The 17,053-nt window shown below is 71.3% G+C and carries 15 protein-coding genes and 1 pseudogene; 5 read left to right on the plus strand and 11 right to left on the minus strand.

Annotated features, from left to right (window positions below; translation table 11 throughout):
* Positions 1-91: 91 nt before the first annotated feature.
* Positions 92-664 (minus strand): polysaccharide biosynthesis/export family protein, encoded by a 573-nt coding sequence (locus tag ASF57_RS10390; protein WP_056183701.1) that lies wholly within the window; start codon positions 662-664, stop codon positions 92-94.
* A gap of 186 nt (positions 665-850) precedes the next feature.
* Here ASF57_RS10390 and ASF57_RS10395 point away from each other — a divergent pair, with 186 nt between their 5' ends.
* Together ASF57_RS10395 and ASF57_RS10400 are read left to right on the plus strand one after the other, a co-directional pair.
* Positions 851-3,364, plus strand: a complete 2,514-nt coding sequence (locus ASF57_RS10395) for an exopolysaccharide transport family protein (protein WP_056482641.1) — start codon at positions 851-853, stop codon at positions 3,362-3,364.
* Positions 3,365-3,869: 505 nt separating this feature from the next.
* Positions 3,870-4,262, plus strand: a complete 393-nt coding sequence (locus ASF57_RS10400) for a RidA family protein (protein ID WP_056183696.1) — start codon at positions 3,870-3,872, stop codon at positions 4,260-4,262.
* 6 nt (positions 4,263-4,268) lie between these two features.
* Here the strand turns inward: ASF57_RS10400 and ASF57_RS10405 are convergent, their stop codons facing one another.
* Positions 4,269-5,468, minus strand: coding sequence for a GNAT family N-acetyltransferase (locus ASF57_RS10405; RefSeq protein ID WP_056482644.1), 1,200 nt, complete (start codon positions 5,466-5,468; stop codon positions 4,269-4,271).
* Positions 5,469-5,673: 205 nt separating this feature from the next.
* Here ASF57_RS10405 and ASF57_RS10410 point away from each other — a divergent pair, with 205 nt between their 5' ends.
* The gene (locus tag ASF57_RS10410) at positions 5,674-6,738 is read left to right on the plus strand and encodes a polysaccharide deacetylase family protein (RefSeq protein WP_056482647.1); all 1,065 of its coding nucleotides are present in this window, start codon (positions 5,674-5,676) and stop codon (positions 6,736-6,738) included.
* A gap of 6 nt (positions 6,739-6,744) precedes the next feature.
* On the opposite strand, the gene ASF57_RS10415 is transcribed toward ASF57_RS10410, so the two are convergent.
* The 6 genes from ASF57_RS10415 to ASF57_RS10440 form a co-directional block, all read right to left on the minus strand.
* Positions 6,745-7,173, minus strand: coding sequence for a hypothetical protein (locus ASF57_RS10415; protein ID WP_348528122.1), 429 nt, complete (start codon positions 7,171-7,173; stop codon positions 6,745-6,747).
* Between the two features lie 91 nt (positions 7,174-7,264).
* On the minus strand, positions 7,265-7,507 hold the full coding sequence (locus tag ASF57_RS10420) for a DUF2842 domain-containing protein (protein ID WP_056183688.1): 243 nt from the start codon (positions 7,505-7,507) through the stop codon (positions 7,265-7,267).
* Positions 7,508-7,607: 100 nt separating this feature from the next.
* Positions 7,608-8,366, minus strand: a complete 759-nt coding sequence (locus ASF57_RS10425; protein ID WP_056184296.1) for an ABC transporter ATP-binding protein — start codon at positions 8,364-8,366, stop codon at positions 7,608-7,610.
* A complete protein-coding gene (locus ASF57_RS10430; protein WP_056183686.1) occupies positions 8,366-9,118 on the minus strand; it encodes an ABC transporter permease subunit in 753 nt (250 codons plus the stop codon). The genes ASF57_RS10425 and ASF57_RS10430 overlap by 1 nt, the downstream gene beginning before the upstream one ends.
* 160 nt (positions 9,119-9,278) lie before the next feature.
* Positions 9,279-10,283 carry an NAD-dependent epimerase/dehydratase family protein gene (locus ASF57_RS10435; protein ID WP_056183684.1) on the minus strand — a complete coding sequence of 335 codons (1,005 nt, stop codon included), beginning with the start codon at positions 10,281-10,283 and terminating at the stop codon, positions 9,279-9,281.
* A gap of 530 nt (positions 10,284-10,813) precedes the next feature.
* The gene (locus ASF57_RS10440; protein ID WP_056482650.1) at positions 10,814-12,451 is read right to left on the minus strand and encodes an inorganic phosphate transporter; all 1,638 of its coding nucleotides are present in this window, start codon (positions 12,449-12,451) and stop codon (positions 10,814-10,816) included.
* 340 nt (positions 12,452-12,791) lie between these two features.
* On the opposite strand from ASF57_RS10440, the gene ASF57_RS10445 reads away from it, so the two are divergent.
* Positions 12,792-13,139: a GcrA family cell cycle regulator gene (locus ASF57_RS10445; protein ID WP_274533550.1), complete on the plus strand. Its 348-nt coding sequence runs from the start codon at positions 12,792-12,794 to the stop codon at positions 13,137-13,139.
* Between the two features lie 93 nt (positions 13,140-13,232).
* Here the strand turns inward: ASF57_RS10445 and ASF57_RS10450 are convergent, their stop codons facing one another.
* On the minus strand, positions 13,233-13,835 hold the full coding sequence (locus ASF57_RS10450) for a hypothetical protein (RefSeq protein WP_056482653.1): 603 nt from the start codon (positions 13,833-13,835) through the stop codon (positions 13,233-13,235).
* A 336-nt stretch (positions 13,836-14,171) separates the two neighbouring features.
* On the opposite strand from ASF57_RS10450, the gene ASF57_RS10455 reads away from it, so the two are divergent.
* Positions 14,172-14,735 (plus strand): superoxide dismutase family protein, encoded by a 564-nt coding sequence (locus ASF57_RS10455; RefSeq protein ID WP_056183677.1) that lies wholly within the window; start codon positions 14,172-14,174, stop codon positions 14,733-14,735.
* 58 nt (positions 14,736-14,793) lie between these two features.
* Here the strand turns inward: ASF57_RS10455 and ASF57_RS25595 are convergent, their stop codons facing one another.
* The gene (locus ASF57_RS25595; protein ID WP_156376044.1) at positions 14,794-14,949 is read right to left on the minus strand and encodes a hypothetical protein; all 156 of its coding nucleotides are present in this window, start codon (positions 14,947-14,949) and stop codon (positions 14,794-14,796) included.
* Positions 14,950-14,999: 50 nt separating this feature from the next.
* Positions 15,000-16,913: pseudogene (gene dxs / locus ASF57_RS10460) on the minus strand (1-deoxy-D-xylulose-5-phosphate synthase); the annotation flags it as partial.
* Positions 16,914-17,053 lie beyond the last annotated feature (140 nt).

Below are 17,053 nucleotides of genomic sequence, written 5' to 3' on the forward strand. Positions count from 1 at the left end.
GGCGAGTCCTAACTTCCGGAACAGTATTGCGAAGATCGCGGCCCGAAGCCCGGCATTCGGAAATCCGGCATTCCAAAATCCGGCATGCCGATCAGAAGAAGCGCTCCTTGATCACGATGGTGTCGCCGGGACGCACCGGATAGGTCATCGGCACGATGCCCGAGACGAGGCCGTCCCGGCCCTCGCGGGTCAGCACCGCGTAGTCGCGGGCGGCGCGGGGCCCGAAGCCGGCCGCGATCGCCACCGCGGTCTCGACCGCCATGCCGTTGACGTAGGGATACTGGCCCGAGGTCGTGACCTCGCCGAGGATGTAGAACGGCCGGTAGGCGTCGACCTCGACGGTGACGTGGGGCTCGCGCACGAAGCCGGCCGAGAGCTTGGCCTCGATGGTGCGCGCGGCCTGGGCGGTGGGCTGGCCGCCCACCTTCACCAGGCCGATGAGCGGCATCGCGATGTTGCCCGCGCCGTCGACCGCGTAGATGTTCGACAGGTTGTCCTGGCCGAAGACGATGACCCGGAGGCGGTCGCCGGCGGAGAGCGTGTAGCGCGCCCCGATCGAGCCGGTGCCGGTCGCGTCGAGTTGATCGGTCCGGAAATCCGGGCGCAGGCAGCCGCCGAGCATCAGGCTCGACGTCAGCGTTATGAGAAGTGATCGCCGGTTCATCACTACTGCCGTCGTGAGGAAGATTCGATCCAACTTCTAGGGCGGCATGGTTAACGAACACTGACGTCCCGCAACGATCCGTGCGAAACCCCGCCTCTTAACGTCCGATCAACCTTAACGCGCTCTATTCGCATCAGAGCCGGCCCGCCCGCGGTCGACCTCCTTGCCTTGCGTAAAGATCGAGCCATGCCCCGCTCTTCGCCGTTCCAGCCCACCCGCGACGCCCCGCCCGCCGAAGGCGAGGGGTTGGGGTTGGCGCAACTCGCCGGCCTGCTGCGCCGGTCCTGGCGCTGGATCGTCATCCCGACCGCCCTGGCGACGATCGGTGCCATCGCGTTCGTGCAGGTGGTGTCGCCGCGCTACACCGGCGAGGCGAAGATCCTGCTCGAGAGCCGCGACACGCCCTACACCCGCACCGCCCAGGAACGCGGCGAGCAGCCCCAGCCGATCGACGAGCAGGCGGTGGCGAGCCAGGTCCAGGTGGTGATGTCGCGGGACCTCGCCCGCGATGCGATCCGCCGGCTGTCGCTGGCCGGCAACGCCGAATTCGATCCGAGCGTCGCCGGCTTCGGCCCGCTGCAGCGCGCCCTGATGATGATCGGGCTGGCCCGCAATCCGATGGAGCGCCCGCCCGAGGAGCGGATCCTGGAGACCTATTTCGACCGCCTCAGCGTCTACCCGGCCGGCAAGTCGCGCATCCTCACGGTGGAGTTCCGCTCGCAGGATCCGCACCTCGCGGCCCAGGCGGCCAACACCATCGCGGAACTCTACATCGGCTCCCTCGAAGCGGCGAAGACCGACACCGCCCGCTACGCCTCGAGCTGGCTCGGCGGCAACATCGAGGCCCTGCGCACCCGCGTCGCCGAGGCGGAATCCAAGGTCGAGGCCTACCGCGCCAGCCATGGCCTGATCGCCACCGGCGGCGCCGCCGGCCAGCCTCTCGGCGCCCAGCAGCTCGGCGAATTGTCGACCCAACTGTCGCAGGCCCGAACCGCCAAGGCCGATCTCGCCGGGCGCGCCAAGCTGATCAAGGAGATGATCAAGGACGGCCGCGCCTTCGAGATCCCGGATGTGGCCAACAACGAGATCATCCGCCGCACGGTCGAGCAGCGCATCACCCTGCGCAACCAGCTCGCCCTCGAATCCCGCACCCTCCTGCCCGCCCATCCGCGCATCAAGGAACTGACCGCGCAGATCTCGGACCTCGACGCCCAGATCAAGGCCACCGCCGAGCGGGTGGTCCGCACCCTCGAGAACGACGCCCGCATCGCCGAGGCCCGGGTCGAGAGTCTGAGCGCCGCCGTCGACGCCCAGCGCGACGTGGTCTCGAAGGGCAATTCCAGCGAGGTCCAGCTCCGCGCCCTGGAGCGCGAGGCCAAGGCCGAGCGCGAACAGCTCGAATCCTACCTCGCCCGCTATCGCGAGGCCTCGGCCCGCGACGCCGAGAGCGCCGCCCCGGCCGATGCCCGCGTGGTCTCGCGCGCCATCACGCCCGAGACCCCGTCCTTCCCCAAGAAGCTGCCGATCGTACTGCTGGCGGCGGTGCTCGGCCTGCTGTTCTCGATGGGCGCCGTCATCGCTCGCCACCTCCTCACCGATCCCGACGGCTCGGGCCGGCGGCGGCGGAGCGAGACGGACTCCGAGTCCGGCTCGGAGCGTCCGATCCACCGGCACCAGCCCTTCGCCTTCCCGGAAGCCTCCCTGGCCATGGCGCGCCAGGGTGGGCACGGCCCGGCCCCGCTCACCGCCGGCACGCTCGGGGAGCCTGAGCGCACGGTCCTCACGCCGGAGGTTCCGGTCGCGGACACCGTCGCCACGCGCCCGATTCTGTCGGCGGCCGGCATGGAGCCGGACAGCCCCAGGCCGGCGCAGCCCGAAGGCTTCAGGCCGGCGCAGCCCGAAAGCTTAAAGCCGGCGCAGCCTGAAAGCGCAAAGCCGGCGCAGCCCGAAAGCCTCACGCCGGCGCAGGCAGAAAGCCTGCCGCAGGCCCGGGGCGCCGGAGCCCCGAAGGCCGGGGAGGCGGGCAGCTACGCTCTCGACCCGCTGGTGGCGCGCCTGCGCGACGGCGCCGCGCCGGCCCGGGATGGGGCGGGCCGCACCGTCCTGGTCATGGAGGACGCGCCGGTCCGGCGGGCGGAGGCCGGGCTGGCCGTCAGCCTCGGCAGCGCGCTGACGGCGGGCGCCAGCGTCCTCGTCCTCGATCTCAATGGCCCTGCCTGCGGTCCGGACGAGGCCGGCCTGACCGACCTCGTGGCGGGCGAGGCCGCCTTCCTCGACGTCATCCAGGCGATCCCCGGCTCGCGCCTGCACGCGATCCCGCGCGGCTTCCTCGCCGCCGGCATCCTGCTGGAAGAACCTCAGGCCCTGGCGATCACCCTCGACGCCCTGGCCCAGGCCTATGACTGGGTGGTGTGCCGCCTCGGCGCACCGCAGACCCGCACCGCCCGCGCGATCCTGGAGATGGCCGGACACCAGATGGACGCGGTGGTCATCGCCTCCGACCGCGATCCCGAGGATGCCGACCTCCTCGACCTCTACGGCCTGGCCGAAGCCTCCGGCGCGGGCCAGATCCTGGTGGCCCAGGATTTTGCAGCCCAGGATTTGGCAGCTGCGACCCTCGCTCCGGCGGGCCCGGCTATCGCCGAGCGCCCCGCTTTCGCGGACGAGGCGGCGATGCCGCTGCGCCGCTCGGCGGCCTGAGCCCAGCCGCCGCTCGTCCCCCTCCCTCCAGGCTGAACCACCCCGCCCTTCGCGTCGGACGAAGGGCGGGGTCTTGCGATGGGCGGGGTCTTGCGAAGGGCGGGGTCTTGCGAAGGGCGGGGTCTTGCGAAGGGCGGGGTCTTGCGAAGGGCGGGGTCTTGGCGTTCCGCCGTCCGATCGGACGAACGCGCGGCGATCACTCCACTCCGCAACGCCTCGGAATACGACGCCCGGTTGACCGATCGGGAATCTTGCGACCTAAGATGGCTGTCCTTCGGCCATGCCGATCCCGTCGTCCGCGGAGAAGCGCCCCGAGCCCCGGCACCCCGCTGCCATCGAGACGTACCTCCGAGCCTGTGCGGCCGAGACCGATGCTGCGCCGAACGCGGTCGGCACGCCTGCGGCTGCCTCCGGGGTTGGCACGCGTCGCACCCGACGCAGGGACTGTCTTCGGCTCAGGCCGTCCGCGAGATGTCATTCGATCCCGAAGCAGGACTGGATCACGATGCTGCGTCCGATCAATCCGCCCGGTCCGTCCATTCCCGGCATCTCGCAAGCCATGCTGCTCTCGGAGGGGCGACTTCTCATCCTGTCCGGCCATGTTCCCTTCGATGACACGGGCACGATCGTCGCCGGTGATCGGGCGACGCAGCTCGATCAAGTCTTCCGGAACATGCAGGCGACGCTCCATGCGGCCGGCGCCGATTTCAGCGCCGTCGCGCGCCTCACGATCTACGTCCGTGACTACGATCCGGCCGAGCTGCCGGCGATCCGGGCGGTGCGGGATCGCTGGATCAATGCCGCATGCCCACCCGCCAGCGCCCTGATCGGTGTCGCGGCGCTCGCCTTCCCCGACATGCTGGTGGAGGTGGATGCGATGGCGTTCCTGCCGCCGTAGTCCAGCCTACTCGGTCGCGGCCCGGTGGCGGCGCAGGCGGGACACGAGCGCCATCAGGCGCGGGTCGCGCTTGATGCGGCGCTTGAGGCGGGCGGCCGCGATGATCCGCAGGGCGAAGACATGGCCACGCAGGGTCACCGGCAGGGTCACCTCGCCGAGTTCGATGGTCTCGTCGCAGATGCTGCTCTTGTAGCGGGCCTCGCCGACGCCGAGGTCGAAGCTGCGCCGGCCCCGCGCCGTCTGGTCGGCGATGAGGTGGTGCAGGAGGATGTCGCCGGGGCTGGACCGGCTCACCGCCGGATCGGCGTCGAAGGACGTCATCATGCCGCTGTAGCGCTGCGCATCGACGGCGCCCGCGAAAACCGCGAAGACCCGGCCGGTCCCGGCGGCCACCAGCGCGGTGACCTCGATGGCGGGGCTGGCCCCGGGAACCGTCGCCCGCGCCAGGAAGGCCCGCACGGCGGGATCGGCATAGGGGTTGGCGAGCCCCATGCCGGCGAAGCGGGCGGCCTTCTGTTCGTAGAACGCGGCCAGATAGCGCTCGACCGCCTCCGGGGTCTCGGCCCGTTGGCACGCCACCGGCCCGAACGCCTCGACGAGCTTCTTCTCCTTGGCCCGCAGCTTCTTGCGCGCATCGCTGCTGAAGACCCGCTTGAGGGTGGCGTCGGGGTCGGGTCCGAGCATCAGCCCGTAGGCGTCGCTCGGGGCCGGCTCGGCCTCGTGGTGCAGGGGATTGGCGGCCCCGTCCCAGAAGCGGGGCTGGTGCGACAGGGCGAAGACGTCGATGCCGGCCTTGCGTCCGATCAGGCGCAGCGCGTCGGACAGGTCCTCCGGACGCATCGCCGCCGCCTCGCGCGAGGCGAAGAGCGGCATGTGGTAGTTGGCGTGCTTGGCGCCGATCACGCGGGCGACCCGTGCGCCGCCCTCGCGGGCGACCACCAGGGGGATCAGCACGCGCGCGCGCCCGGCGGGATCGCGCAGCACCACGACGCGCAGATCCGCCTCGGCCACCCCGGTTCCGGCGACGAAGGCCGCGACCCAGTCGAAGCGCTGATAGGGCGTCGCCAGCGCGGCCGGATCGGATTCCATCGCGCGCCACAAGGCCTCGGCGGTGCCGAGATCGTCGAGGATATCGGCCCTGAGGCCGTGCTGCACCCGCGCCCGCATCGCTCCGGCTCCAGTCAGGTCATGAGCGAGAACAGCCATGGGATCATCCTGGGCCCGCCGCGCGGGCCATCGGTCCGGTTGACCGGCGGATCGGAACCCGCCGGATCGTTCGGCCGACCCTGCGCCGCCAAGCCTTAACCCGTCCGTGACGCCGGGCCGACGAGGACCGCCTGTCTGCCCACGTGGGTAACGAAACCTTGCCGGTTGGCGTGCTCCCCTGGCGTCCCGCCCGATCGGATTCCCCATGTCGGCCACCGAAACGCCCGCGCTCAGCCGGCGCCACCGCCTGTTCGCCGCCGGCTTCCGCGCCATCGCGGCGAGCCGGGCCGACCTGTGGCTCGGCCCGGTGGCGCGCGGGCGCGGGCTGATCCTCACCTTCCACCATGTCCGCCCGGAGCCGCCGGCGGCCTATGCGCCGAACGGTCTCCTGGCGATCACCCCGGACTTCCTCGACCGGACCGTCACGCTGGTGCGGAAGCGCGGCTTCGAGATCATCGCCCTCGACGCCGTGCCCGAACGCCTCGCTCGCGGGGGACGGCCCTTCGCGGTGCTCACCTTCGATGACGGCTACCGCGACAATGCCGAGCATGCGGCCCCCGTCCTGCGCCGCCACGACGCCCCCTGGACCCTGTTCGTCACCAGCGCTTTCGCCAGCGGCCACGGGCGCCTGTGGTGGCTCGAACTGGAACGGGCGATCGGCCGCCTCGACCGGGTGCGGGTGCCGGACGGCGATCTCGACCTGCCCGCCCGCGATGCGCTGGACAAAACCGCGGCCTTCGCGGCGGTCTACCGCCATCTGCGGGCCGGACCCGAGGCGCGGCTCCTCGCCGTCATCGCCGGCCTCTGCGCCGAGGCCGGGCTGGTGCCGGGCAGGCTGGCCGCGGATCTGTGCCTGTCCTGGTCCGAGCTGCGCGACCTCGGCCGCGACCCCCGCGTCACCTTCGGGGCGCACACGATCAGCCACCCGATGCTGGCCAAGCACGATGCGGCGGTGGCGCGGCGGGAGATCGAGGCGGGGCGGGCGCGGATCGCGGCCGAACTCGGGCGCCCGGTCACGCACCTGTCCTACCCGGTGGGCGATCCGACCTCGGCGGGGCGGCGCGAATTCGCCCTGGCGCGAGACCTCGGCTTCGCCACGGCGGTGACGACCCGGCCGGGCCACCTCTTCGGGGGCCATGCGGCCCACCTGCACGCGCTGCCGCGGGTCTCGGTCAACGGTCATCACCAGACGGAGGCCGCGCTCTCGGCGCTGCTCTCGGGCGTGCCGTTCCTGGCCTGGAACCGGGGGCGCCGGCTCAACGTCGACTGATGGGATTCAGCGCCGGCGGCGGTGGCGGCGATACGAGCGGCTCTCTCCGCCCGCGACGGCGAAGCTGGCGCTCTGGCGGCCGTGGCGCGCGTACCGCCCGCGCCGTCCGCGATGCCCGATCGCGGCGATCGCCGCCCCGGTGGCGGCCGCGCTCGCCTCCAGGCGCTGGGGGATCGCCGCCAGCGCGGAGGCGACCGAGGCCGAGGCGGAGGCCGCCCCGGCGGCGGCCCCGCTGGCGACGTTCTTGGCGGCCGGCCCGAACATCGCGAGGCACTGGTTGTAGGCGAGGTCGTTCTTCAGGCGCTCGCAATCCGAGACCGAGCGCGGCGTCGATTGCGCCCCGGCCGGCCGGGCCGACAGGACGGGAACGGCCACCAGGAACGCGAGGCCGAGGGCGAGCGAGGACGGGCACAGACGCGGCATTGAGCGGGACAACGGCCTCTTAACGAATGACACGCCGCGCTTCTGGGCCGCGAGTGCGGCGAAAACCCGACGTCACCCGGCGATTCTGGCGCCGAATGGGGCGTCAGCCCCGGTCGCCCGCATCGTTCGTCGCATCGTTCGTTGCATCGTTCTTGCCCATCCAGCTGATCAGCGGCATCAGCGGGAAGATCCAGGCGATGCCGAGGAGGGCGTACAGCACCGCCTGCACGGGGGCCGGCGTCTGCGAGATGCGGCTGTCGGCCAGCGCCATCGCGAGCGGCGCGTAGAGGATGATGAAGGCCAGCATCACGATCGTGCCGATCAGCGAGCGGGTGCGGCGGCGCATCGGCCAGGTCCTTGCAGCGAACGGGGGCTCCCGCCGGGGTAGAGCCCCGGGCCCCCGATGGCAACGGCCGCGCCCGCGACCCTTTTGGCATCCCGTGCCGTCAGAGTTCCGACGAGCGGTTCGACAGCTCCATCCGCAATTGCCGGGCGGCCTCCTGCAGGGCGGCATCGCGCCGGCGCCGGGGCCGGGGCACGGTGATGGGCATCTCGGCGGCGAGGTGGCCGGGGCTGCCGGCCAGCACCACCACCCGGTCGGCCAGGGTCACCGCCTCGTCGATGTCGTGGGTGACGAACAGGATGGTCTTGCCCGTCGCCGCCTGGATGCGCTGCAACTCGTCCTGCAGGCCCTCGCGGGTGAAGCTGTCGAGCGCCGAGAACGGCTCGTCCATCAGGAGCACGTCGGGGTCGACCGCGAGCGCCCGCGCGATGGCGACGCGCTGGCGCTGGCCGCCGGAGAGCTGGTGCGGCCAGCGCTGCCCCAGATCGCCGAGACCGACGAGGTCGAGCATCGCCTGCGCCTTGGCCAGGCGCTCGGCCTTCGACAGGCCGCTGCCCTCGAGCCCGAAGGCCACGTTGGCAATGACCCGGCGCCAGGGCAGCAGCCGCGCATCCTGGAACACCAGGGCCATCGGCGTGCGGCAGCCCGGCCGGGCCTCGATCCGCACGGTGCCGGCGCTGGGCTGAGCGAGCCCGATCAGCACCCGCAGCACCGTCGACTTGCCGACGCCGGATTCGCCCACGATGACGAGGAACTCGCCCCGCGCCACCGCGAGGTCGAGGTCCCGCAGGATGACCGTCCGGGCGCCGTCGCGCGCGTAGGCGAGTTCCAGCCCCGCGATGGAGATGATCGGCTCGGACATCAGGCGCGCCACCGGAGAAGCCAGCCCTGGAGGGCGACGAAGGCCGTATCGAACAGGCCGTAGAGGGCGGCCATGGTGAGCATGTAGACCACGACGATGTCGGTGGAGAGCAGGCTGGAGGCCTGCATCATCCGGGCGCCGACGCCGGGCACGCCGAAGATCTCGGCGGCCACCACCGCCATCCAGGCCTGGCCGAGCGCGGTCCGCAGGCCGACCAGGATGCCGGGGGTCGCGGCCGGCAGCAGGATCTTGGTGAGCCGCGCCCAGGGCGAGCCGAAGCCGAAGGCCTGGGCCACCTCGACGAGGTCGCGGTCGACGCCCCGCACCGCCCCCTGCGTGGCGAAGAACACGATCCAGAACACCCCGATGGCGATGATGAAGACGGCCGCCTCCGGCTGGACGCCGAACCAGATGATGGCGAACGGCACCCAGGCCAGGCCCGGAATCGGCCGCAGCAGGCGCACGATCCAGGCGGTGAAGGCCTCGAAGCCCCGGAACATGCCGCTGAGCAGGCCGAGCGCGATGCCGGCTCCCGCCCCGACCCCGAGGCCCGCCACGTAGTGGCTCAGGCTCGACAGCACCGCCTCGCCCCAGACCCCGAGGCGGACCTCGTTGAGGAAGGCGGCCGGAATGGTGCTCGGCGGCGGCAGGAAGGCCGGGTTGATCAGGCCGAGGCGCGGCATGGCCTCCCAGAACAGCAGGAAGGCGAGGAGCCCCGCCGCCGCCAGGGCTGTCGAGCGCAGGGCCGTCATCGGCGGGCCACCGGCGCGGCGCGCCCGGGCGAGAAGGGTCTGGAGATCATCGGGCGGCTTAAGCTCGGCAAGTTGGGCTCGGCAAGAGGTTGGCGTCCGGGGAGAGGGAGCTGAGAGAGAGGCGGGTTCGACGAGGTCACCCGCCATGGGGTGGGCCGGATCAGGCCCCGTAATAGTCCCGATACCACGCCACGAAGGCGGCGATCCCGGTGCTCAGCGGGGTGTCCGGCACGGCGCCGACGAGGGCGCGCAGCAGATCGGTGCTGGCCTCGGTGCGCGGCACGTCGCCGGGGGGCAGGGGCTGGAGGATACGTTCGGCGCGGCGCCCCAGGGCGCGCTCCAGCTCGTCGATCATCGCGTCGATGCGGACCGGGCGCCCCCCGCCGATATTGACCAGCCGGAACGGCGCCACCGGACTCAAGGTGTCGCCGGGACAGACCGGCCCCTCGGCGGGCGCCGGCGGCCGGTCCATCAGGCCCCGGATCGCCGCCACGAGGTCGTCCACGTAGGTGAAGTCGCGCTCGGCCGCACCCCCGGCATAGACCGTGATCGGCGCGCCGGCCAGGATCTTGGCGGTGAACAGGAACAGGGCCATGTCCGGCCGACCCCAGGGGCCGTAGACGGTGAAGAACCGGAACGCCGTGGTCGGAATCGCGAACAGGTGGCTATAGGCATGCGCCATCGCCTCGCCGGCCAGCTTGGAGGCGGCGTAGAGGGTGAGCGGTGTCACCGCCGGGTCGGTCTCGCGGAACGGCAGCGCCGTGTTGCCCCCATAGGCCGAGCTGGTGGAGGCGAACAGGAGGTGGCGCACCGGATGCGCCCGCACCGCCTCGATCAGGTTGGCCATGCCGACGAGGTTGGCCTCCACGTAGGCCCCGGGATTCTCCAGGCTGTGGCGCACGCCCGCCTGAGCCGCGAGATGCACGACGATGTCGGGCGCGGCCCGTTCGACCGCCTCCCGCAGGGCACCCGGGGTCTCCAGCCGGGCCTCGACGGCGGTGAAATCCGGGCTCCGCGCGAGGTCGGCATGGCGCGCTCGCTTCAAAGCGACGTCGTAATAATCGCTGAACCCGTCGAACCCGGTCACGGCGTGGCCCTCCGCGAGGAGACGCCGCGCGAGATGGTAGCCGATGAAGCCGGCGGTGCCGGTCACGAAGACGCGCATGCAATCCCTTGCGGCCGTCCGAACCGGATCGCGCCTGCCCCCGACCTACACGCAGCGCCGCGCGACCTCAAGAAAGCGGGGGGTGCGGGCGATTCCGACGGCCGCGACGCGGCCCTCCGCCCGAGAATGGCTGTTGGATTCATCCAGCGCTCTCGGGTGCGCTGACGCGATTCGCCCAGGCGCGGGTTCGCCCCTTCCTCTCTGCGGAACAGGCGGGACAGGGGACGACTTCTCGAACCGCGCGTTCCCCTCTTGCGGGACGTCGTGCCGGCCCGACCCGCTACGCGGGCCACCCGCTCCCGCAGGGGCTACTGGATTCACGCAACTCTGACGGGGCAAACCTCGATCGGGAACAGTGTGATGGCGGTCATCTGCGGGTGGGCGTGAGACGCACCGGGTCTCCCTCTGCTGGAAGGAAAGGGGACCCCTGCAGCCCGCGCGTTGTGGGAAGGCCGTAGCCCAGCGGCGGATAGGGCGACGCGCGCGAAATTCACGCCCCGCGAGCCGGTTGGCGGCGAAGCGCCCAGCCCTCAGAACACCTGCCGCAGGATGAAGAACAAGCCGCCCGCGAGGGTGATGGCGGCCGGCAGGGTCAGGACCCAGGCGAGCGCCATGTTGCGCACGGTGGCGACCTGGAGGCCCGAGCCGTTGGCCGCCATGGTGCCGGCGACGCCGCTCGACAGGATGTGGGTGGTGGAGACCGGCAGGCCGTAGAGTTCGGCGAGCCCGATCGTGCCGGCGGCCACCATCTCGGCCGAGGCGCCCTGGGCGTAGGTCAGGTGGGTCTTGCCGATGCGCGCGCCCACCGTGACGACGATGCGCTTCCAGCCCACCATGGTGCCGAGGCCGAGCGCCAGGGCGACGCAGACCTTCACCCAGGTCGGGATGTAGCGGGTGCCGTCGTTGAGGAGGCCGGCATAGGCCTTGAGCACCTTGCCCTCGGCCTCCGGGAAGCCCGCCCCGGTGCCCGGCAGGAGGCGCACCGCGTCGGCGGCGAGGTACATGTCGTTGCGCAGATTCGGGGTGGCGGCGGCCGGCACCTGCCGGATCGCGCCGTGGCGCTGGACCGAGGCGGCGATATCCTCCGAGAGGGCGGCGAGCGCCGCGTAGACGGCAGGCGTGTTCAGCGCCTTCGTGCGCAGGGCGTCGGCGACCTGGACCCTGGCGGCGGCCGCGTCGGGGGGCGCCATGGTCCCGGCCCGGGCGGCGAACACCGCGCGCGCATCCTGCGACTGCTTCACGAAAACCGGCGTCATGTCGTCCGACATGGTGCGGTTGAGGGCATAGGCGGTGGGCGCCGCGCCGATCAGGATCAGCATGATCAGGCCCATGCCCTTCTGGCCGTCATTGCCGCCGTGGAAGAACGACACCAGGGTGCAGGTGAGAATGAGCAGGCCGCGGATCCAGAGCGGGGGCGGGGCCTCGCCCGCAGGCGCCTCGTACAGGTCCCGGCGCTTGACGACGGCCTTCATGGCCACGAGCAGCAGGGCCGCCAGGACGAAGCCGAGGACGGGCGAGATCAGCAGCCCCTCCAGCACCGTCACCGCCTGCCCCCACTCGACGCCGGAGGTACCCTGGCCCTCGGGCGCCATCAGCTGGTTGGCGAGGCCGACGCCGATCACCGAGCCGATCAGGGCGTGCGAGGAGGAGTTCGGCAGGCCGAGCGCCCAGGTGCCGAGATTCCACAGGATCGCGGCGATCAGCAGGGAGAAGATCATCGCGTAGCCGGCCGACGACCCGACCTGCAGGATCAGTTCCACCGGCAGCAGGGTGACGATGGCGTAGGCCACCGCGCCGGAGGACAGCATCACCCCGAGGAAGTTGAAGGCGCCGGACCAGATCACCGCGACCAGCGGCGGCAGGGCATGGGTGTAGATCACCGTCGCCACCGCGTTGGCGGTGTCGTGAAAGCCGTTCACGAACTCGAAGGCGAGGGCGATCAGGAGAGCCAGCGCCAGCAGCGCGAAGGCTCCGATCGCCAGCGGCGTCTCACCGACCGCGTTCATGTCGTGAACGAGGCCGTATCCCGCATAGGCGAGGCCGCCGAGGAGGACGAGCGCGAACCCGATCAGGCCCGAGACGTGGAGGCGCCCGTCGAGCTGCGGCCCGCCATCCAAGCCGATCGGTCGCCCGGCGGCGATCACGGGGGATAGGCGCGCGTCGGACATGATTCGGGCCCTCGCGAGTCATTCACGCCAGCGGGATGATCCACCGACGCCCCTCGCATGGTCCGCCTCTAGGAGTCGCGTGTCACAGTTCGATGACAGGCCGGGATTCGTCTTCCGCAACAGGGATGAGACCCGCCGTCCCAGCCGTGCGAACTGGGCGATGCGGTGCCGGCCCCTGTCCCGGAAGCCGGGAAACCTGTGCGCTGCAACGCATCCATGCGTCGGCACTTGTTTGCCGGAGCCCAAACCCCAGATATAACAGCATCATGACGCTGTCGCGCCCGGTTTGGTCGCGTGTTCGACCCGATCCGGGTCGGCGAATATCCCGAGACGTGCGGCGGTGCATCCTTCGTACCCGTGCGGATCGGGGGGCCTTTCGGACGCGACGCGCTTCTCATCTGCCACATTCCGCAGGGCTCAGCCCGCGAAAGCCAGTCCGCGAGTCATTCGATCCATGAACCAGCTTGTCCGCATGTCACAGGTCGGCGAGGCCGATGCCATCGCCGAGCCCTCCGCCGAGCTGCGGGTGCCGTTCGCGCAGTCCGGCGCCTTCGTGTGCAAGTTCATCATCGGCGAGCCCAATGACCGCGCCGTCTGCTGCGGCGCCCCCGCGCCGGACGGCAAGAGCTGGTGCGCCTTCCACCGCCGCATCGTGTTCGAGCCGGCCCGGCCCGGCCGCCTGCGCTGACGCGCGCGCCCGTCCAACCCGCTCTCCACCCCGATTTCCCGAACCCCGCCGGTGCTGCCGGCGGGGTTTTTCGTTGCGGTGCGCCGGCTCGGTCTAGTCGTCGCTGTCGTCCTCGATCGGGCGGTAGGTGCGCAGGCGCCGTCCGTCGGGGAACTCGACGCTGCGGGAGCGCACCACGAGGTAGCCGGCCTCCTGGGCCTGCCGGATGCGGCGGGCGCGATCGTCTCCGTCCACGAAGGCGCCGGTCGCCTCCGCGCGCGATCCGTCGCCGTAGCCGTATCCAGAGATGTCGCCGTTCCGGACGAAGCCCGGCGGCAGAGGCCGGACGACCGGTCGGGCCGCGAATTTGCGCGGCGCGACCGGCGTTGCGACACGCGCGGCCCGTCGACGCGAGACGACAGTGCTTCGACGCGCGACCTCGACACGACCCTCGGCGTATACGCGGGGGCGTTTGGGGGTCCGGGCGACGCTGCGAACCGGTCGGGTCGCCCGGGCCGGCGCCGGGGCAGCCTCGGCGCGCCGTCCGGTCTCGGGTGCCACGGCAACGGGGTCGGACCGGGCCTCGGCGGTGCCACGGGCGGGTGGATCGGTCCAGGTCCGCCCGGATTGGGGAGCCGACTCCGCCAGGGCCAGGCCCGGGAACAGACCGAGCGCGAAAGCAACGCCCCGGATGCGGCGAGACATCAAGACCGTCATGACGACCTCCCAACACGCTCTGGGCGAAGTACCGAGGCGGGACGGGTCCCTCATCGGTCTGCGACGCCGGCCTCGGATCACCGCGAAAGAACCTCATCTCAGCGAAAGACTTGACGGATCGGGATCACGATCCGGGCTCTCACTGTGGAAACCTAGCGAAACCTTGAGAGTTCGTCCACGTGCTGCCGGTTCGACCGTCTTCCTCGGCCGGCCGATCGACCTCGCGTCACCCCGCTCGGGAAACCTGGCGCCCGTCCGGCATTGTCGTGGATCGCCCCGGCACCATCTTCGTTGACGCTCCACAGGCGTACCCGGCGTGGAGAGGAGAGCCAACTCATGAGACGACTTCCGTCGGTCCTCGCCCTCGCGGCGAGCTCGGCCATCGCTGCCCACACCGCCCTCGCGCAGCCCGCTCCGGCCGCGCCCGCTGAGGCAGCGCCCCCCGCGGCCCCGCAGACCTTCGAGAGCCCGATCCAGAACGGCAAGGGCGAACCCATTGGAAAGATTATGATTCGCGACGGTGCGAGCGCGCTCGTCATGCGGGTGACGATCCAGCCCGGCGGACTCCCGCCCGGCTGGCACGGCATCCATTTCCATGCCGTCGGCGACTGCTCGGACACCGCCAAGTTCGAGAATTCGAAGGCGCACGTGAATCACGACCAGAGCAAGCACGGCCTGCTCAATCCCGAAGGCCCGGACGAGGGCGACCTCCCCAACGTCTTCGCCAACGCGGACGGCTCGGTGAACGCCGAGGTGTCGAGCGAGACGCCGCTGACCGGCGAGGGCGCCCTCAAGGACGGCGACGGTTCAGCCCTGATCATCCACGCCAACGAGGACGATCACGCCACCCAGCCCATCGGCGGCGCCGGGGCCCGCATCGCCTGTGCGGTGATCAAGTAGCCGCCCGATTCGGACCGGCCCCGCGGAGCGCAACCGCTCCGCGGGGCAAGGGTCGTCCTCAGTTCTGGGCGACGCTGACGAGCTTGGCGCTGCGCATCTTCCGTTCGGGCAAGGCGGCCTTGACGGTGTTGAGGATGCCGGCGGCGTCGAGGCCGGCCTCGGCGTACATCGCGTCCGGCGCATTGTGGTCCTGGTAGCTGTCCGGCAGGGTCATGGATCTTCGGCACACCGCTGCGGAGCACATCCTCGGTCACGGCCAGCACNCTTCCGTTCGGGCAAGGCGGCCTTGACGGTGTTGAGGATGCCGGCGGCGTCGAGGCCGGCCTCGGCGTACATCGCGTCCGGCGCATTGTGGTCCTGGTAGCTGTCCGGCAGGGTCAGCGTGCGGACCCGCACCCGACCGGCATCGAGCGCACCGCGCTCGGCCAGCAGATGCAGCACCATGGCGCCGAAGCCGCCCACCGAGCCCTCCTCCAGCGTGACCAGAACCTCGTGGTTCGCCGCCAGGTCCAGGATCATCGCCGCGTCCAGCGGCTTGGCAAAGCGCGCATCCGCCACCGTCACGGCGATGCCCTCCGCCTCCAGCAGGTCGGCCGCCTTCAGCGCCTCGGACAGGCGCGTGCCCAGCGCCAGCAGCGCCACCCGCGCCCCCTCCGGCGCACGCACGATCCGGCCCTTGCCGATCTCCAGCACCGAGCCGCGCTCGGGCAGGTCGACGCCCACGCCCTCGCCGCGCGGGTAGCGCAGCGCGATCGGGCCGGTGTCGTGCGCGTGGCACGTCGCCACCATGTGCACCAGTTCGGCCTCGTCCGAGGCCGCCATCACCGTCATGTTCGGCAGGCAGCACAGATAGGCCAGATCGAAGGCCCCCGCATGGGTCGCCCCGTCCGCCCCCACCAGGCCGGCCCGGTCCAGRCAGAAGCGCACGGGCAGGTTCTGCAGCGCCACGTCRTGCACGACCTGGTCGTAGGCCCGCTGCAGGAAGGTCGAGTAGATCGCCACGAACGGCTTGTAGCCCTCCGTCGCCAGCCCGCCCGCGAAGGTCACCGCGTGCTGTTCGGCGATGCCGACGTCGAAGGTCCGGTCCGGATGCGCCTTGCCGAACAGGTCGATGCCGGTGCCGCCCGGCATCGCGGCGGTGATCGCCACCACCCGGTCGTCGGCATCCGCCGCCTTGATCAGGCTCTCGCCGAACACCCGGGTGTAGGCCGGAGCGTTGGGCTTGGCCTTGGCCTGCACGCCGGACAGCACGTCGAACTTGACCACGCCGTGGTAGCGGTCGGCCGAGGCCTCGGCCGGCGCGTAGCCCTTGCCCTTCTGGGTGACGACGTGGAGCAGGATCGGGCCCTGCTCCGAGTCGCGCACGTTCTTGAGCACCGGCAGCAGGTGGTCGAGGTTGTGACCGTCGATGGGCCCGACATAGTGGAAGCCCATCTCCTCGAACATCGTGCCCGAGCCCACCACCAGGGAGCGGGCATATTCCTCGGCCGCGGCCGCGCGCTGGTAGAGTGCCTTGGGCAGGAGCTTGCCGAGCTGCTTGGCGGTCTCGCGCAGGGACTGGTAGGTGTCGCCCGAGGCCAGCCGCGCGAAGTAGGCCGACATGGCGCCCACGGGCGGGGCGATCGACATGTCGTTGTCGTTGAGGATGACGATCAGGCGGGATTTGAGCGCGCCGGCATTGTTCATGGCCTCGTAGGCCATGCCGGCCGACATCGAGCCGTCGCCGATCACCGCCACCATGTTGCGGCGCTTGGGGGCGGGGGCGCCCYTGGCCTGGGCGGCCGCGTCGTCGAGGTCGCGCGCCACGGCCATGCCGAGGGCCGCCGAGATCGAAGTGGACGAGTGGGCCGCGCCGAACGGATCGTAGACGCTCTCCGAGCGCTTGGTGAAGCCCGACAGGCCGCCGGGCTGGCGCAGGGTCCGGATGCGGTCGCGCCGGCCGGTGAGGATCTTGTGCGGATAGGCCTGGTGGCCGACATCCCAGACGATGCGGTCGTCGGGCGTGTCGAACACGTGATGCAGGGCCACCGTCAGCTCGACCACGCCGAGCCCGGAGCCGAGATGCCCGCCCGTCACCGAGACCGCGTCGATCATCTCGGTGCGGACCGCATCGGCCACCGCCTGCAGCTGGCTCTCCGGCAAAAGCCGCAGGGCSGCKGGCTCGGACAGACCGTCCAGAATCGACGGACCCTCCGACAGCCCCGACGCGGACGCGGAGGACGCTGGCGAGGTTTCGCCCGTGGTTTCTTGCCGTGACACCGATGCACTGAGCCGGCGCCCGAAGAATTCCCAACCGTCCGGCCGCGTCGTCTGTCCCA

This window comes from Methylobacterium sp. Leaf117 (genome assembly GCF_001422985.1).
GTDB lineage: Bacteria > Pseudomonadota > Alphaproteobacteria > Rhizobiales > Beijerinckiaceae > Methylobacterium.

What these genes read in the sequence shown, in the direction of transcription:
- ASF57_RS10390 (WP_056183701.1), bottom strand. Translation starts at nt 664, where the DNA reads ATGAACCGGCGATCACTTCTCATAACGCTGACGTCGAGCCTGATGCTC.
- ASF57_RS10420 (WP_056183688.1), bottom strand. Translation starts at nt 7,507, where the DNA reads ATGCGCCGCCGCACCCGCTCGCTGATCGGCACGATCGTGATGCTGGCC.
- ASF57_RS10425 (WP_056184296.1), bottom strand. Translation starts at nt 8,366, where the DNA reads ATGTCCGAGCCGATCATCTCCATCGCGGGGCTGGAACTCGCCTACGCG.
- ASF57_RS10430 (WP_056183686.1), bottom strand. Translation starts at nt 9,118, where the DNA reads ATGACGGCCCTGCGCTCGACAGCCCTGGCGGCGGCGGGGCTCCTCGCC.
- ASF57_RS10395 (WP_056482641.1), top strand. Translation starts at nt 851, where the DNA reads ATGCCCCGCTCTTCGCCGTTCCAGCCCACCCGCGACGCCCCGCCCGCC.
- ASF57_RS25595 (WP_156376044.1), bottom strand. Translation starts at nt 14,949, where the DNA reads ATGACCCTGCCGGACAGCTACCAGGACCACAATGCGCCGGACGCGATG.
- ASF57_RS10440 (WP_056482650.1), bottom strand. Translation starts at nt 12,451, where the DNA reads ATGTCCGACGCGCGCCTATCCCCCGTGATCGCCGCCGGGCGACCGATC.
- ASF57_RS10410 (WP_056482647.1), top strand. Translation starts at nt 5,674, where the DNA reads ATGTCGGCCACCGAAACGCCCGCGCTCAGCCGGCGCCACCGCCTGTTC.
- ASF57_RS10455 (WP_056183677.1), top strand. Translation starts at nt 14,172, where the DNA reads ATGAGACGACTTCCGTCGGTCCTCGCCCTCGCGGCGAGCTCGGCCATC.
- ASF57_RS10435 (WP_056183684.1), bottom strand. Translation starts at nt 10,283, where the DNA reads ATGCGCGTCTTCGTGACCGGCACCGCCGGCTTCATCGGCTACCATCTC.
- ASF57_RS10400 (WP_056183696.1), top strand. Translation starts at nt 3,870, where the DNA reads ATGCTGCGTCCGATCAATCCGCCCGGTCCGTCCATTCCCGGCATCTCG.
- ASF57_RS10450 (WP_056482653.1), bottom strand. Translation starts at nt 13,835, where the DNA reads ATGACGGTCTTGATGTCTCGCCGCATCCGGGGCGTTGCTTTCGCGCTC.
- ASF57_RS10405 (WP_056482644.1), bottom strand. Translation starts at nt 5,468, where the DNA reads ATGGCTGTTCTCGCTCATGACCTGACTGGAGCCGGAGCGATGCGGGCG.